General features: G+C 71.0%; 10 protein-coding genes. 7 read left to right on the plus strand and 3 right to left on the minus strand.

What is annotated here, in order from left to right; translation table 11 throughout:
* Positions 1–19 precede the first annotated feature (19 nt).
* Positions 20–5602, minus strand: a complete 5583-nt coding sequence (locus ACZZZB_RS16700) for a glutamate synthase-related protein (protein WP_463530295.1) — start codon at positions 5600–5602, stop codon at positions 20–22.
* A gap of 389 nt (positions 5603–5991) precedes the next feature.
* Here ACZZZB_RS16700 and mvk point away from each other — a divergent pair, with 389 nt between their 5' ends.
* The 5 genes from mvk to ACZZZB_RS16725 are packed head-to-tail and all read left to right on the plus strand — an operon-like array spanning position 5992 to position 11516.
* Positions 5992–6930 carry a mevalonate kinase gene (gene mvk / locus ACZZZB_RS16705; RefSeq protein WP_463530296.1) on the plus strand — a complete coding sequence of 313 codons (939 nt, stop codon included), beginning with the start codon at positions 5992–5994 and terminating at the stop codon, positions 6928–6930.
* Positions 6927–7985, plus strand: coding sequence for a diphosphomevalonate decarboxylase (gene mvaD / locus ACZZZB_RS16710; RefSeq protein WP_370582703.1), 1059 nt, complete (start codon positions 6927–6929; stop codon positions 7983–7985). Before mvk ends, mvaD begins: the two co-directional genes overlap by 4 nt.
* Positions 7982–9199, plus strand: a complete 1218-nt coding sequence (locus ACZZZB_RS16715) for a phosphomevalonate kinase (RefSeq protein WP_194645495.1) — start codon at positions 7982–7984, stop codon at positions 9197–9199. Before mvaD ends, ACZZZB_RS16715 begins: the two co-directional genes overlap by 4 nt.
* On the plus strand, positions 9196–10263 hold the full coding sequence (locus ACZZZB_RS16720) for a hydroxymethylglutaryl-CoA reductase (RefSeq protein WP_079002857.1): 1068 nt from the start codon (positions 9196–9198) through the stop codon (positions 10261–10263). Before ACZZZB_RS16715 ends, ACZZZB_RS16720 begins: the two co-directional genes overlap by 4 nt.
* 59 nt (positions 10264–10322) lie before the next feature.
* Positions 10323–11516, plus strand: coding sequence for a hydroxymethylglutaryl-CoA synthase (locus ACZZZB_RS16725; RefSeq protein WP_192018498.1), 1194 nt, complete (start codon positions 10323–10325; stop codon positions 11514–11516).
* A gap of 220 nt (positions 11517–11736) precedes the next feature.
* Here ACZZZB_RS16725 and ACZZZB_RS16730 read toward each other — a convergent pair whose 3' ends face one another.
* Both ACZZZB_RS16730 and ACZZZB_RS16735 read right to left on the minus strand, forming a co-directional pair.
* A complete protein-coding gene (locus ACZZZB_RS16730) occupies positions 11737–13830 on the minus strand; it encodes an acyltransferase family protein (protein ID WP_463530297.1) in 2094 nt (697 codons plus the stop codon).
* 132 nt (positions 13831–13962) lie between these two features.
* Complete coding sequence (locus ACZZZB_RS16735; protein ID WP_463530298.1) at positions 13963–15066, minus strand: VIT1/CCC1 transporter family protein; 1104 nt, start codon at positions 15064–15066, stop codon at positions 13963–13965.
* A 146-nt stretch (positions 15067–15212) separates the two neighbouring features.
* Between ACZZZB_RS16735 and purE the strand changes: the two genes are divergently transcribed.
* A complete protein-coding gene (purE, locus tag ACZZZB_RS16740; RefSeq protein ID WP_085513536.1) occupies positions 15213–15734 on the plus strand; it encodes a 5-(carboxyamino)imidazole ribonucleotide mutase in 522 nt (173 codons plus the stop codon).
* The gene (locus tag ACZZZB_RS16745) at positions 15731–17104 is read left to right on the plus strand and encodes an LCP family protein (RefSeq protein WP_463530299.1); all 1374 of its coding nucleotides are present in this window, start codon (positions 15731–15733) and stop codon (positions 17102–17104) included. The genes purE and ACZZZB_RS16745 overlap by 4 nt, the downstream gene beginning before the upstream one ends.
* Positions 17105–17146: the final 42 nt, after the last annotated feature.

Here is a 17146-nt window from a genome sequence, read left to right on the forward strand (position 1 = left end):
CCCTCCAGTTCGGGCGCGCTCATCGGGAACCCGCCAGGGTCAGTTCGGCCAGAGCGGCCGATGCAAGGAGTGCTTCGGTGCCACCGGTCGCTGCGGATCGGGCACGGTTCTTGGCGTGCTGGTGCATGATCCACCCCGTGGTGCCCGGGTGGTCGATCGACCGCACGTTCCGCAGGCGCAGGGCCTCCGTGTAGTCGTGGAGTCGCTTCGCGGCGATCATGGCGGCGAGCGCCCCGTCGTCGTACCGTTCGAGCAGCTCTCGAGCCGCCCGCTGCACCCGCTGCATGACGAAGAAGTCCTCGGTGAGGATGAGCGTGCGGACGCTCGCCTGCACGAGCGGGTGCGCCGGGTCGTCGACGCCGGGTGTGCGGGACAGCGCGACCTCCTGGGCGAGCTTCAGCACCGTGTAGCTCGTGAGGAGCGCGTAGACGTCCTGCGGGTCCGCCGCGGGCTCGCCGAGTCCGGGGGCGCGACCGCCGCGGACCGGTCGGCGGTCGCGGTAGTCGAGCTTGAAGGTGCGGAGCTGCTGTGCCGCGAGGGCCGCGCCGAGCTCGTCGAGGAGTTCCTTGCGGCTCTTGGCCGCGAGGATCGCGTCGCTGTCCTGGTAGAGCAGCAGCGCGCGCGGCATGCCGAACACGAACTGGTGCCTGGCCGTTTCCCACTCGGCGAGCAACCGGGAGGCGAGCGGCGAGCCGGTCGCCTCGACGTGCCACTCCAGCAGCAGGAGCACGGCGGCCTCGTGGAACGCCGCCTGCTCGCCCTCGGTGATCGATCCGAGGAGGAGGGAGTCCGCGCTGACCTTGCTCGGCAGTTCGCCCCGCGGGTCGTACTGGTAGACGAAGCCACCGCTCATCCCGTTGCCGAAGCCGATCCCGAAGCCGCCGAGGTTCAGCACGGCGCCGTTGGTCATGTATTCGCAGGCGTAGTCGCCGACGCCCTCGACGACCGCGGTGGCGCCCGAGTTGCGGACGGCGAAGCGGTCGCCGGCCTCGCCCTGGACGAAGGTGCGGCCGCCGGTCGCGCCGAAGAGCGCGAAGTTGCCGATGAGGACGTTGCCGCCGTCCTCCGAGCTGCCGCCGCCGGGGGAGAGGATCGCGATGGTGCCACCGGAGGCGCTCTTCCCGACGCCGTCGTTGCAGGTGCCGGTGTGCCGCCAGTGCAGGCCGTCGACGCAGAACGCCGCGTACGACTGCCCCGCGGAGTGCTCGGTGCGGATGGTCACGGTGTCGGCGGCGAGCGAACGGTGGCCGCGGTCGTCGGTGACGACGGAGGGGATCGCCGCCGCCTGGGCGTCGTCGAGCTCGTGGTTGAGGATGCGCTCGAGGTCGATCGCGAGCTGCCCGCCCACGGAACGCCAGCGGTTGCCGAGTCGGATCCCGCCGTCGGTGTCTTCGGCGCCCAGGTCGAGCGTCGTCCGGCCGTCGTCGAACAGGCCGGCGCGCACACGCTCGATGAGGGCGTCGTCGAGCGTGAAGTCCTTCTCCAGATACACGGGGTCGGTGACGACGACCTCGGGGACGACCGCGAGCATGGCCCGCAGGTCGAGGTCTGCGACGGCCGCCGGGTGGTCGACGAGGTGGAGGAGGTCGGTGCGACCGCGGGCTTCGCGGAGCGAGCGGAGGCCGAGGATGGCGAGCCGCTCGCGGACGTCGTGCGCGATGTTCAGGAGGTACTGCGCGAGCGCGCGCGGGTCGCCGTCGAAGGTCTCCGGGTTGGTCGTGAGACCAGCCGGGCACTTCACGTTGCAGTTCTTCGCCATGACGCACTTGAGCATCATGAGCGCGGTGGTCCCGAACTCGAAGCTGTCGCCGCCGAGCAGGGCGGAGATGACGACGTCGCGACCGGTCTGGTGCGCGCCGGAGCAGCGCAGCGTGACCTTCGACCGCAGACCGTTCGCGCTGAGGGCCTGGTGGACCTCGGCGATGCCGATCTCGGCGCTGCGTCCGGCGTACTTGAGGCTCGTCACGGCGGCTGCGCCGGTCCCACCGGTGTTGCCGGCCACGTTGATGACGTCGGCACCGGCCTTGGCGACGCCGACGGCGATCGTGCCGATGCCCTCGGAGGAGACGAGCTTGACGACGACGCGGACCCGAGCCGCCTTGCAGTCGTGGATGAGCTGCGCGAGGTCCTCGATCGAGTAGGTGTCGTGGTGCGGCGGCGGCGAGACGAGCTCGATGCCGGGCGTGCCACCCCGGGCGGCGGCGATGTCCACCGTCACCTTGGGCGCCGGGAGCTGACCGCCCTCGCCGGGCTTGGCGCCCTGGCCGATCTTGATCTCGAGCTCCTGCAGCATCGGGTCGGCGAGGTAGCCGGCCCAGACGCCGAAGCGGCCCGAGGCGAACTGCTTGATGCGCGAGCCGCGGATGGTGCCGTAGCGGGACAGGTGTTCGCCGCCCTCACCGCTGTTCGACATCCCGCCGACCATGTTGGTGCCGTGCGCGACCGCCTCGTGCGCGGTCGCCACGAGGGCGCCGTGGCTCATCGCCCCGGACGCGAGGGATCGGGTGATCTCGCTCGCCGGCTGGACGAGGTCGGTCGAGATGCTCTCGGCACCCTCGACGAGCATCGAGAAGTAGTCGTCGGCCGAGCCTGTCGCCTCCACGATGAGGTCGCCACCGGAGATCCAGTGCCCCGTCACCTCGCCGCCGAAGCGGTGGACGTAGTACTCGCCAAGCGCCGAGACCCGGGTGAGGTCGCCTGCGAGCGGTCCCGTGAGCTGCAGCCGGTGCCGTCCCTGCTCGGTCCGCGTCGCACGCAGGCCGCGGACGACGATCGAGGAGTTGCCGACGGGGCCGAGCCGGTCGAGCTCGCGAGCGAACTCCTCCGGGGTGGTCAGCCGCGTGATGTCCTCGGGCAGCACGAGCACGTCGCGAAGGGCCGCCGGGCGACGGCGCCGCTCGGTCGTCATCGACTGGACGAAGGAGCGGTAGCCGGGCGTGATGGTGAAGGCGTCGATCTCGTCGTCGTCGAGGGCATCGAAGGAGGTGTGCTGGTAGGCGTCGTCGTCGATCCCGAACGCGTCCTCGAGGTTCCCGATGGTGTGGAGGCGCAGCGGGTCGTCACCGAGCGTGCCGCCGTCGCGGTCGACGGCCGTGGTGTCCGCTCGCGGCAGCTGGACGGGTTCCTCGGTGAGGTCGACGAAGCCGCGGACCGCGGTCGTCCCGTAGGAGTGACCGGCGCCCTCGGCGCGTTCCTTGAACAGGCCGAGGAGCGGGACGTCCGCGTCGCTCGACGTCGTCAGAGCGCGCTGGTGCCAGGCGCTCGCCGTCCGGGCGATCCCGGCGAACCCGACGCCGCCGACGGGGGCGCGGAGGTGCGGGAAGGCGCGCGCGAGCACGGGGTCGCTCGTGTCGAGGTAGTTCGGCTCGAAGAACTCGCCGCCGATGTAGCTCTCGACGGTGCAGAGGCCGACCCGGCCCATGGTCTTCAGGAGCGACTTCTCGGCGGCGTAGGCGAACCGGCGGAACGCGGCCTCGACGTCGTCGGGGTGCTGCTGTTCGGCACGGAGACGGACCGCGAGCGGGTGCACCGCGGACGCTCCGAAGCCGAGGGCTGAGGCGACGTGGTGCGAGGACGGCAGCTGGCCACTGTCGACCACGAGCGACACGCGGAGCCGGAGGCCGTCGTCGATGAGTCGCTGGTTGACGGCCGCCACGACGAGGATGAGCGGCAGGGCGGCACCCTCCGCGTGGACGCCGCGGTCGCTGAGGATTGCGATGCCGCCGTTCTCTGCGGCGAACCCGGCGACCTCCGCGGCCACGCGCTCGACGGCGGCCTCGAGCGCGTCGGCGTTCGCCTGCGCGTCCACCTCGGGCCGGTAGAGGATGTCGAACCACGCGACCGGCGACTCGTGCTGAGCGCTGAGGCGCCGCAGTTCGTCTTCGCTGACGATGGGGGATCGGAGGACGAGCTGCTTCGTTCCGATCGTGCCGCTGCCGGGCTTCGGGCCGAGCGCGACCCGGAGGGTCATGCCGTCCGCCTCACGGATGCTGTCGAGCGGCGGGTTGGTCACCTGGGCGAAGCGCTGGGAGAAGTACTTCGCCAGGCCGCCCTCCTGGTCGGACAGGGCGTTGATGGCGTTGCCGTAGCCCATCGCCGAGATCCGCTCCTTGCCCGAGGCGAGCATCGGGTCCGTCATGAACCGGAAGCTCTCCTGGTTGAGGGAGTACGCGACGTAGCGCTGCACCTGGCTCAGGCCACCGCGGTAGGCGAAGGCGTCGTCCGCCGAGGCCGTCGGTGCCGACACCGGGACACCCCGGTCCTCGAGCGCGTCGAGGTCGGTGGCCGATGCGGCGAGCATCGCCGGGTAGTCCTTGCGCGCCGCGAGGAGCTCGAGCGCCTCGCCCGTGCGGAGGCGCGTGCCCGTGCGGTGGTCGTAGGCGAGCATGCCGCCGGCCTCGATGCGACCGCGGTGGACCACCTCGTCGTCCGGGAACGGCAGCTGCCCGGCCTCGGAGGTGACGCAGAGGTAGTCCGCCGTCTCGACGCTGCGCAACGGGCGCAGGCCGAGGCGGTCGAGGCGGGCGCCGACGGTCGTGCCGTCGTTGAAGATGAGCGCGGCCGGGCCGTCGTTCTTCTCCTCGACGAGCGAGAAGTACTCGAGCATCGCCCGAACCTCGCGGCTCAGGGTGCGATCGTTCTCCCAGGCCGGGGGCATGACCGACACGACCGCCTCGAGCAGTTCGAGGCCGTCCTCGACGACGCGGCTGTGCAGCGTCTGGTCGAGTCGCGAGCTGTCCGACTGGCCCCTGGCCCGGATGATCTTCCGGCCACGTGACGCCGCCAGCGCCGTCTCGGACAGACGGTTCTTGCGGTCGGTGTTGAGCTCGCCGTTGTGCGCCATGAGGCGGAAGGGCTGCGCCATCGACGGGTGGGGAGCGGTGTTCGTCGAGAACCGGGTGTGGAAGGCGAGGGTCCTGACCCGGTGCAGCGGGTCGGCCAGGTCGGCGAAGTAGGGGATGACCTCGCCGGAGTTGAGGCGTCCCTTGAGGACCTGGGTGCGCGTGCTGAGCGACAGCGGGTACAGGCCGTCGAGGGTGAGGTCCGTGTAGGCGGTCGCCTCGATCGCGAGCAGGGCCGCGTGCGCGCGCCGGTCGAGGTCCTCTGTGGAGGCGTCGTCCGAGGGCTCGAAGATCCACTGCCGGATCGGCAGCTGGTACTGCACGGCCTTCGGGCGCAGGACGGCGTCGACCGTCGGCACGGCACGAGCGAGCAGCACGGTGAAACCGGCCTCGCCCAGCGAGCGTTCGATGAGCGCCTCGGCATCGCCGATCCGACCGTGGTCGACCGGGAGGAAGACGTTCGCGACGCCGAACCGACCGGCGACGAGCGGCTTGCCGACGAGAGAGCTGAAGAAGTCGACCGAGAGGTCGATCTGCACGCCCGCTCCGTCGCCGACACCCTCGGACGACATGCCGCCGCGGTGGGGGATGGCGCACAGGGCGGTGTCGCCGAGTGCGATGACGTCGTGGCTCTGCACACCGTCCTTGCGGGTGATGAAGCCGACGCCGCAGTCGCTCTTGTCGGTCTGGCGATCGACGAGGTCGGGCAGGGGCGATGGTGCGGCGGTGCGCGGGCGCGGTGGGACGGAAGACGAGATCACGACGGGGTACCCCTCGGAATGCGGGCGCTGGACGGCCCGGAGACGGTGAGATGACGGGACCGGATCTACGTCGCTGGAGGGTGGGTCCGTGTCGACGCGGGCGCTGGGTGCGGCGGCCGTCGTCTGCATGAATGGAGGTGTTCCGATCCTAACCGGGCCGTCCCGCCCACTCAACCGTAACGAGCCGAACCGGGCCGTTCGGCGTAGGCTGGGTGTTTCCGGTACGCATGGGACACGCCGTGAGCGCTCCGGCGGCTCCCGTCGACGGCCCATCGTGCAGCGCCCGGATGCGCTGCGGGACGGCTCGCGAGCCTGCCCGTGGTGAATCGGATCGCGACCGGACGACCGATGTGCAGCCAGCTGCATGTTTTTCGGACCAGAATGGTGAGATGACGACAGAGCACACGGCTGCGACCGGTCGCGGCTTCGCGCACGCCAAGGCGATCCTGCTCGGCGAGCACGCCGTCGTCTACGGGTCTCCAGCCGTCGCCCTGCCCATCCCGTCGCTCCGGGTCGAGGCGACCGCCCGACGCATCGACGGGGCCCCGGTCCTCGACACCGAGATCTCGCTCGGCCCGCTCGACGCGTCGGATCCGCTCGGGACCACCGTCCTCGAGACCCTCGCGCACGTCGGTGCGGCCCCGGCCGGCGTCGAGGTCGTCGTCCGCGGGACGCTCCCGATCGGACGGGGCCTCGGTTCGAGCGCCGCAGCAGCCAACGCGATCGTGGACGCCGTCGCCGACCTCCACGGCGTGGCGCTCGACGACGCCGACCGGTTCGAGCTCGTGCAGCGCGGCGAACGCGTCGCCCACGGGACGCCCAGTGGTCTCGACGCCCGGGCCACGAGCGCCTCGACACCCATCCTCTTCACCGCCGGCCGGGTCGACCATCCGCCGATCCGCTTCGGCGGCAGCTTCGTCGTGGCCGACACCGGTGCGCGCGGGTCGACCCGGAAGGCGGTCGCCGACGTCAGAGCCTTCGTCGAGCTGCACCCCGAGCGTGGTCACGCGCTCCTGGCCGAGCTCGAACGCGGGACCGTGGCGGGCGTCGCCGACCTCGCCGCGGACCGCCGCGACGACCTCGGGACCCGCATGAACGCGGCGCAGGTGGTCCTCGACGAACTCGGCGCCGGCCACCCCGCCATCACCGCGCTCATCGCGGTCGCCGCGGCGAACGGCGCCCTCGGCGCGAAGCTCACGGGCGGCGGGCAGGGCGGATGCATCATCACCCTCGCCGCAGACCCCGCGTCAGCCCGACGCATCTCGCAAGCCCTCCTCGAGGCCGGAGCACTCGGCACCTGGACGATCGACGCGGAGGACTACGCGTGACCCTGACCCCGCAACAGCTCGCGACGACCGCCTCGGAGGAGGGCAGTGCGACCGCGCTCGCCAACCCCAACATCGCCCTCGTCAAGTACTGGGGCAAGCGGGACGAGGCGCTCATCCTCCCGTGGACCGGAAGCCTCTCACTGACCCTGGACGCAGCGCCCACGACGACGACGGTGCGACTGACGGACACACCCGACGACGTCGTGCTCCTCGGCGGACGAGCCCTCGAGGGCACCGCCCGCTCCCGCGTCACGCGCTTCATCGACCTCGTACGCGCGCTCGCCGGCCGAGACGAGCGCGTCACCGTCGACTCCCACAACGAGATCCCCACGGGCGCCGGCCTCGCCTCCTCCGCCTCGGGCTTCGCAGCGCTGGCGCTCGCCGCTTCGACCGCGTTCGGACTCGACCTCGATCGGCGTGCCCTCTCCCGGCTGGCCCGCCGTGGCTCGGGCTCGGCCTCGCGCTCGATCTTCGACGGGATCGCCGTCTGGCACGCCGGGCACGACGACGAGAGCTCCTTCGCCGAGGCGGTGCCCGCGCCCGGACTCGAGCTCGGCATGGTCCTCACCGTCCTCGACGCCCGGGCCAAGTCGGTCTCCAGTCGCGACGGCATGCGGCGCACGGTCGACACCTCCCCGTACTACCCCGCCTGGGTCGAACGCACCCCCGTCGAACTCGAGGAGATGCTCGCCGCGATCACCCGCGCCGACTTCACCGCGGTGGGCACGATCGCCGAGCGGAACGCGATGCGGATGCACGCCACGATGCTCGGCGCCGAGCCGCCGGTCAGGTATTGGGGACCGGCGAGCGTGGAACTGCTCGATCTCGTCGCAAACCTCAGAGGCGACGGCCTCGAATGCTATGCGACGATGGACGCCGGCCCGAACGTGAAGATCCTGTGTCGAGCCGACGCGGTCGACGAGCTCGCGACTCGGATCCTCGAGGCGCAGCCCGACATCGGCGTCATCCCCGCCAGAGCCGGACGGGGCGCGAGGCTCATCACCTCGGAGCCCGGCGGATCGGCGGGCGAGCAGACAACGGAAGGAGCGCGATGATCGAGATCAAGGCGCCCGGCAAGCTCTTCGTGGCCGGCGAGTACGCCGTCGTCGAACCGGGGCACCCCTCCATCCTCGTCGCGGTCGACCGGTGCGTCACCGTCCGACTCGAGGCGAGCGAGCACGAGGGCCGCATCTTCTCCGACCAGTACGGCCGAGCGCCCATCATCTGGCGGCGCAACCGCAACGGGGTCGTCGTCGAGCACGAGGAACGCCCACTCGACCACGTCCTCTCCGCCGTGAGCACGATGGAGACCCTCGTCGCCGAGCTCGGCGTGGCGCAGCGGTTCTCCGCGCTGTCGATCACCAGTGAGCTCGACGACGCGAGCGGCCGGAAGTTCGGCCTCGGCTCGAGCGCGGCCGTGACGACCGCCACCATCCGCGCCCTCGACGAGTTCTACCAGCTCGACCTCACCCGGACGCAGATGCTCAAGCTCGCGATCCTCGCCACCATCGACGTCGCGCCGGCAGCCTCCGGGGGCGACCTCGCGGCGAGCATGTTCGGCGGCTGGCTCCGCTACACCTCGCCCGATCGGGCGCGGCTGCGGGAGGTGCGCCACCGAGAAGGGGTGCTCGCCGCCCTCCGCGACCCCTGGGCCGAGCTGGGGCTCGAGCGCCTGTCGCCACCGACCTCGCTCCGTCTCCTCGTCGGCTGGACCGGCGAGCCCGCCTCGACCACGCGTCTCGTCGACGAACTGCAGTCCCGCAAATGGGCGGAGACCGCCCACTACACCTCGTTCCTCGCGGCCAGTCGCGCCGCCGTCGACGCCCTCACGATCGGCTTGAACGACGAGGACCCGGCCCTCGTGCTCGGTGCCGTCCGCTCCGCGCGCGCGACGCTCGCCGGTCTCGGACGCGACGCCGGTGTCGACATCGAGACCGCCGCGCTTGCTGAGCTCTGCGACGCCGCCGAGCGCCTCGGCGGGGCGGCCAAGTCCTCCGGTGCCGGTGGTGGCGACTGCGGGATCGCGTTCATCGGCCAGTCCGTCTCCACCGCCGCCCTCGAGGACGACTGGTCGGCGCACGGCATCGAGCGGCTCCCGCTCACGGTGCACCCGCCGACCGGACTCATCGACGCCGCCCACAGCCCGTGGGGGCCGTCGGAGATCAGCCGTACCGACGACGACGCGGTCGAATCCATCAGATCCACCTACGCTCGTACCTTCGCCGAGCAGCACGACGTCCTCCGGGGCGGAACGGAACCCCACGCATGAGCAACGAACCCGACGGCGTCGCACCGGTCCCACTCAAGTGGATCGGTCCGCTCCACCTGAGCGGCAACGTCATGGAGGGCGAGCAGGAGGTCCCGCTCGCCACGTACGAGAGCCCGCTCTGGCCGTCGGTGCGCCGGGGCGCCCGCATCTCCTCCATGGTCCCCGGCGGCATCCGCGCGACGCTCGTCGACGAGCGGATGAGCCGCTCCGTCCTGTTCGAGGTCGACTCCGCCGGCGACGCCCTGCAGGCGCTCCGCGAGATCGAGCGCAGCCTGCCCGAGCTGCAGGCCGTCGTCGCCCAGTCGAGTCACTTCGCAGAACTCATCGAGATCAACTCGCAGATCGCCGGCAACCTGCTCTTCCTGCGCCTCGAGTTCCGCACGGGTGACGCGTCCGGTCACAACATGGTCACGCTCGCGGCGGACCGCCTCATGCCGTACATCATGGAGCGTTGGCCGATGCTCCGGTACGGCTCGATCTCCGGCAACTTCTGCTCCGACAAGAAGGCGACCGCGGTCAACGGCATCCTGGGCCGTGGCAAGAACGTCGTCACCGAGATGACGATCCCGCGGGCGATCGTCGAGCGGTTCCTGCACACGACGCCCGAGCAGATCGTGCAGCTGAACGTGCGCAAGAACCTCGTCGGGACGATCCTCGCCGGTGGCCTGCGCAGCGCGAACGCCCACTACGCCAACATGCTGCTCGCGTTCTACCTGGCGACCGGCCAGGACGCGGCGAACATCGTCGAGGGCTCGCAGGGCGTCACGCACGCCGAGGTCCACGACGGCGACCTCTACTTCTCCTGCACCCTGCCGAACCTCATCGTCGGCACGGTCGGCAACGGCAAGGGGCTCGGCTTCGTCGAGGAGAACCTCACCCGCCTCGGGTGCCGCGAGGACCGTGAACCCGGCGCCAACGCCCGGCGACTCGCCGTCCTGTGTGCTGCCGCCGTCTGGTGTGGCGAACTGTCACTCCTCGCCGCGCAGACCAACCCCGGTGAGCTCATGGCCGCCCACCTGAAGCTCGAACGCAGCGCACAGACCGCAGCCGGCGCGCCCGCCTGACCCTTCCACCGCACCGGGGGACCGGTGCATCGTCGACGCTCGAACGGAGCACCCCGCACGTGAACACCAACCAGACCAGCAACCCCGCCGTCGGCATCGACGACATCGCCTTCGCGACCGGGGCGAACCGCATCGACCTCGCCGAGCTCGCGGGGCGCTTCGGTGTCGAACCCGCCAAGTACTACGTCGGTCTCGGCCAGAGCGAGATGAGCGTCCCGGCCGCCGACGAGGACATCGTCACGATGGCCGCCGCCGCTGCCGCGCCCATCATCGAACGGCACGGCAGCGACCGGCTCCGGACCGTCTTGTTCGCCACCGAGTCCGGGATCGACCAGTCGAAGTCCGCGGGCGTCTACGTGCACCGGCTGCTCGGTCTGCCGCAGGCGGTCCGCGTGGTCGAGCTCAAGCAGGCCTGCTACTCGGCCACCGCGGCGCTGCAGTTCGCGGCTGCGCTCGTGGCGCGGAACCCCGAGGAGACCGTGCTCGTGATCGCGAGCGACGTCGCGCGGTACGAACTGCACTCCAACGCCGAGCCGACGCAGGGCGCCGGGGCCGTCGCCATGCTCGTGGCCGCCGATCCGGCCATCCTCGAGCTCGAGACCGCGACCGGCGTCTACACGCAGGACGTCATGGACTTCTGGCGCCCGAACCACAGTGCGACGGCGATCGTCGACGGCAAGCTGTCCATCTCCGCCTATCAGGACGCCATCGAGGGGGCCTGGGCGGACTACCGGTCACGCGGCGGAGCGGACTTCTCCGAGGTCGACCACTTCTGCTACCACCAGCCGTTCACGAAGATGGCGATCAAGGCGCACCGGCACCTGGCCAAGTCGCTCGGCTCCGAGCGCACCCAGGAGGAGTTGGACGCACAGATCGAGCCGACGACCGGGTACAACCGCCGGATCGGGAACAGCTACACGGCCTCCGTGTACCTCGCGCTGCTCGCGCTGCTCGACGGTGACGACGACCTCGCTGGTCGGCGCATCGCGTTCCTCAGCTACGGATCGGGTGCGGTCGCGGAGTGCTTCAGCGGCATTGTGCGTCCGGGCTACCGCTCGGCTCTGAGGAGCGACGCGAACCGTGCGCAGCTCGATGCGCGGACGGTCGTCGACGACGCCCGCTACCTGCAGCTCCTCGAGGATGCGGCCTCGGCCGACGTCCACGACTCCGACCGCCCTCGCGAGACCGGCGCGCCGTTCCGTTTCGCGGGCGTCGTCGGCGACCGCCGGCAGTACGAGCCCACCTCCGCCTGACCGCTCCTCGCCCGAGCTCTCCCGGGTGGTCGCCAGCGCGGTGCGCTGACGTCACCGCGGGTCGGGGACGTGAGCGCGGGTCTCCGGAGGGGTGCGCTCACGCGTGTGCCCCGCGCTCGTGCCGGTTCCGCCGCGCTCGCGTCAGCGCACCGCGCCGACGCCGGGTTCGACACCCTCGCGTCAGCGCACCGCGCTGGCACTCCACCCGATCGGGGACTGGTCACCCCCGGGAGGTGGCGGCTCGGATGCGGTCGACGAGGAACGGGCCCAGGGTCCGCGACCAGGTGGCCGTGATGTGGTGCAGATCGCGATAGACGAGCACGTTCCCGACGGCTAGCGGACAGGTTCCGGCCGCACAGTACAGCTCGCCGAGATCCACGACCGGCACGGCGCCGTCGGTCATCGCCGCCGTGGCGGTGTTCAGGTCGAACGTCGGGTACGCCTCGGCCACGGGGAAGGCGCACGCCCCCGCGATGATCTCGGCGGCGCTCGAGCGGTCGACGCACGCGGCGGCTTCGGTCGGCACGCGGGGATTGTCCCGCAGCACTACGATCGACGTCCCCTGCTCGAGCACCGGTCCCCACGCCGCGAGCGTCGCGCTGCGGATCGCGGCCTGTTCGGACACTGAGGTCTCGTCAGGACTCTTGGAGGTCACCAGGATGATGTCGTACGGCCGCTCACCCGTGAACGCCTCCTGCATGAGCATCCGCCGGGCGTCGCACGCCGCCGAGTCGTCGGGTCCCGGTGCCCGCCACTCGCAGCCCTTGCCGACGTACACGTCGAGCCGCCAATTGCGTGCCTCGAGCTGGTCGACGAGGCCGGGGATGAGCATCGTGGCGTGCGAGTTCCCGGTGAGCGCGACCCGCGTGGCGTCCGGGCGCTCGGAACCGAAGGTGCAGCCGGGGAAGTGCGGCGCGTCAGCCGCCGCGGAACACCGGAAGGTGTCGCCGGTGTCCTCGGTCCGCACCGACAGCGGCGGCAGCAGTTCGTCCGCTAACGCCGGATTGGTGCAGCCCGAGACGGCCGCGTCGGCCCCGAAACACGGCTCGCCGTCCGTGACGTAGGTGTCCACGGTGCTCGCGAGGGTGCGTTCCTCGGCGGCGACGGTCAGCAACCCCGCCGTCGGGATGCAGAGCACGAGTGCGGTCGCCGCGCCAGCCCGCAGGACGGTCCGTCCGGAGCGCGCGTGCAGGAGGACGGGGGCTCGTCGGACGGGGTCCTCGACGAAGCGTTTCGTCAGCGCGGCGACGACCACGGTGACGACCAGGAGAGCGGCCGCGATCGCCCAACCGAACGGGTCGTCGAGCGCGACGGGCACGCCGAGCATCCACGGTGCGACCACGATGAGCGGCCAGTGCCACAGGTACAGCGAATAGGAGAGATCGCCGAGGAGGAGTGATGTCCGCGTCCGCGCGAGGGTCGTCACGGACCACCGGTGGGTCGACGACCCACCGACGATCACGAGGAGCGTCCCGAGAACCGGGAGGGCGGCGGCGATCCCGGGGAACGCCGTCCGCTCGGTGAACGCGACCAGCGCGACCGCCAGGAGGACGACGCCGAGGACACCGGAGGCCGTCCGCCACCGTGTGCGGTGCACGACCACGACCGGCCCGAGCAGCGCGAGCAGACCGCCGGCCGCGAACTCCCAGGCACGGGTCGGCGTGGCGAAGTACGCCGGTGCCGGGTCCGTCGCCGTGTACAGGATCGAGCACAGGAGTGAGGCGGCACCGATCATCCCGAGCGCCACACCGAGGGTGCGGCGGAGGTCCGACGGTCGTCGCCGCGTGAGCCACACGCACAGCACGACGACGAGCGGCCAGCCGAGGTAGAACTGCTCTTCGACGGAGAGCGACCAGAAGTGCTGGACCGGTGACGCGGCGCTGCCCTGTGCGAGGTAGTCGACGGAACTCCCCGCCAGGAACCAGTTCTCCCAGGAGGTCGCGCTCGCCACGGTCTCGGTGAAGAACTGCGTCCAGGCGCTCGGCGGAGCGAACCGCCAGATCAGGACGGCGGTGACGGCGAGGACGAGCAGGGCGGCAGGCAGGAGTCGCCGGATCCGGCGGGCCCAGAACGCCGGCAGGTCGACGCGTCCCGTCTCGTCGGCCTGGCGTGCGAGGTGGCTCGTGATCAGATACCCGCTGACGACGAAGAACACGTCGACGCCGACGTACCCACCGGGCAGGAGGCTCGACGACAGGTGGAAGACCACGACGGACAGGACGGCGATCGCGCGGAGCAACTGGATGTCGGGCTGCGTGCGCGGAACCGCTCCGAGGAGGGGAGACGCGCCGGTCCGGTCCTGCACCTGCCTCACGCGCCCTCCTTCACCGTCCGGGTCGACGGACGGATGGCTCAGCGTAGGGAACGCCGGTGACGCACTCGTGGACGGCAGATGACGGGTTCGCATCGGCTCCCGGTGTCGCGCGGCGTATGACCGACGGCCGGGTCAGCCGACGTTCGCGCCGAAGAGCAGGCCGAGCACGTAGGTCGCCGCGGCCGCCCCGTACCCGATCGCGAGTTGTCGCAGTGCCCGGCGGAGCGGTGGCCCGCCGGAGAGGAGCCCGACGACGGCGCCGGTGCCGAGGAGGGCCACCCCGACCAGGAGCGCGGCGATGAGGAGCGCAGCGACACCCTGCAGCCCGAACAGGTAGGGCAGGACCGGGATGACGGCGCCCGACGCGAAGAAGCAGAAGCTCGAGAGCGCGGCGCCGAGCCCGGTCCCGATGGCCTCGTGCTCCAGCGCCGCACGGGCCTCGCGCTCGTAGGTCCCGGCACCGACGCGGGCCAGGACGTCCGCGGCGTGTGCCTCGGCCTCGCCGACCTCCATGCCACGGGCCCGGTAGACGAGCGCGAGTTCGTTCGCGTCGACGTCGAGGTGGGGGAGGGCGTCGTCGGCCGCCGGGTTGGGGCTGGACGCCTCGAGCAGCTCGCGCTGCGACCGGACGGAGACGTACTCGCCGGCTCCCATCGACAGCGCGCCCGCCAGGAGGCCCGCGAGCCCGGCGGCGAGGACGACGCCGTTGCCGACGCCGGTCGCGCTCATGCCGATGACGAGCGCGAGGTTCGAGACGAGTCCGTCGTTCGCTCCGAACACGGCCGCCCGGAAGGTTCCGGACAGGCGGTTGCGTCCTCGGGCGGCCAGGCCCCGGACGACCTCCTCGTGGATCTGCTCGTCGGCGGCCATGCGTTCGGTGGCCGCCCGTTCGGTCGCGTAGGGCGAGCGCGACTCGGCGCGCTGGACGAGCGCCAGGACGAAGACGGATCCGAACCGCCTCGCGAGCCAGCCGAGCAGCCGGTTCCGCAGGTCACCGCGTTGCGGCTTGCCGATGTCGTCCCCGAGCAGGGCGATCCAGTGCGACTCGTGACGTTTCTCGGCCTCGGCGAGCGCGAGCAGGATGTCGCGCTCCTCACCGCTCCGCCGGCCGGCGAGATCCCGGTAGACGGCGGCTTCGGCGCGTTCGTCGGCGAGGTACCCGCGCCACCGCCGCAGCTCGCGCTGGCTGGGTGGCTCCTGGCGTGCTGCGGATCCATCCGCGGTCGGCGTGCTCATCCGCCGATTGTCCCAGACACCTGTCGATCGATGCGCTGCGCGGTGCGGAGGCGTCCCCGGACTGGGGTCGCTTTGGGGAGGGCTTGTCCGCCAGCTGCGGTGCGTCCTGAGCCGATCTTCAGACACTGCGATCTACGATGGTGCTCATGCCCGAGAACTCCGCCCCGTCCCCTGACGCCCCGCCGCTCGTCGGCGTCGTGATGGGCTCGGACTCCGACTGGAACGTCATGAGCGATGCGGCGCAGGTGCTCCGCGACTTCGGCGTGCCGTTCGAGGTCGAGGTGCTGTCGGCCCACCGCACGCCCGAGAAGATGATCGCCTACGGCAAGGCCGCCCACGGCCGTGGCGTGAAGGTCGTCATCGCCGGAGCCGGCGGCGCGGCGCACCTCCCCGGGATGCTCGCCTCAGTCACGACCCTGCCGGTCGTCGGCGTGCCGGTGCCGCTTTCCCGCCTCGACGGCCTCGACTCGCTCCTGTCGATCGTGCAGATGCCCGCGGGCGTGCCGGTCGCGACCGTCTCGATCGGCGGCGCCAAGAACGCCGCGCTGATCGCCGTCAAGATCCTCGCCACGGCCGACGACGCCCTGCACCAGGCGCTCGTCGCCTATGCCGAGGCCCTCGCCGACTCGGTCGAGGAGAAGAACCGGAACCTCAAAGCGCAGCTATGACGAGTGCAGCCACCGCCGCGAAGCCGATGCGGTACCCAGACACCCGTTCACGCGAGGTGATGACCAAGCGCGCCTGGTGGCTCGTCCTGCTCAACCTGCTGATCCCCGGCTCCGCGCAGGTGCTTGCCGGGAACCGGAAGCTCGGTCGGTTCGGCCTCGGGTTCACCCTCTTCCTCTGGCTGCTCGTCGTCGTCGGCGTTGCCCTCATGTTCCTCGCTCGCGAGGTGCTCTTCACCCTCGCGACGAATCCGATCGCCCTCACCGTCGCGCAGATCCTCCTCGCCGCCTACGCGATCCTGTGGATCGTGTTGACGCTCGACACCCTGCGGCTCGTGCGCCTCGTGAAGGCCTCGCCGAACGCCAGGCTCGGTGTGGCGCTGTTCACGACCCTCGCCATGGTGCTGGTGGCCGGTGGGGCCGGCTACGGAGCGGTGGTCGCAGGCGCCACCCGCGGGTCGATCTCCTCCATCTTCGGCAACACCGGCCCGTCGGAGCCGCCAGTCGACGGCTACTACAACATCCTGCTGCTCGGTGGCGATGCAGGTCCCGACCGCGACGGCATGCGGCCGGACAGCATGTCGGTCGTCAGCATCAACGCCGAGACCGGGCAGGCGACGACCATGTCGATGCCGCGTGACCTCGTCGACATCCCGTTCCCCGAGGGCAGCGAGATGGCGTCCCTCTATCCGGACGGCTACGACGACTCCTGCGACGTCGACGTCTGTCAGCTCAACTCGATCTACACCGAGATCGAGCTGAAGAACCCCGAACTGTTCCCCAAGGCGACGGCTGAGGCGAGCGAGCCCGGCATCGAGGCGATGAAGCAGGCAGCCGAGGGCATCACCGGGCTGCACATCCAGTGGTACGTCCTCATCGACATGTATGGATTCGCCACGCTGATCGACACGCTCGGTGGCGTCGACATCGACGTCAAGGAACGGCTCCCGATGGACGGCGACGCCGACCTCGAGAACGTCACAGCGTGGATCGAGCCCGGCAAGCAGCACATGGACGGCTGGACGGCGCTCATGTACGCCCGGTCGCGACACTCCACGAGCGACTACGACCGCATGGCCCGCCAGCACATCCTGCAGACGGCGATGCTGAAACAGTTCAACCCGGCGAACGTCCTCGCCCGCTTCCAGGACGTCGCGGCGGCCGGAGGCGACGTCGTCAAGACCGATGTGCCCCAGGGCATGCTCGGCTACTTCGTGAACCTCGCGCTCAAGACGCGCGAGCTGCCGATCAACTCCCTGCAATTCGTCCCGCCGACGATCGATCCGGAAGAGCCTGACTACACGCTCATCCACCAGATGGTGCAGGACCAGCTGTTCCCGCCGTCGCCGAGCCCGGAGCCCGACGCCGGCTGAGCCCAAGGTCCCTGAGCCGGATTCCCGGTCCCTGAGGCGACT

It is taken from the genome of Plantibacter sp. AC185, assembly GCF_979258065.1.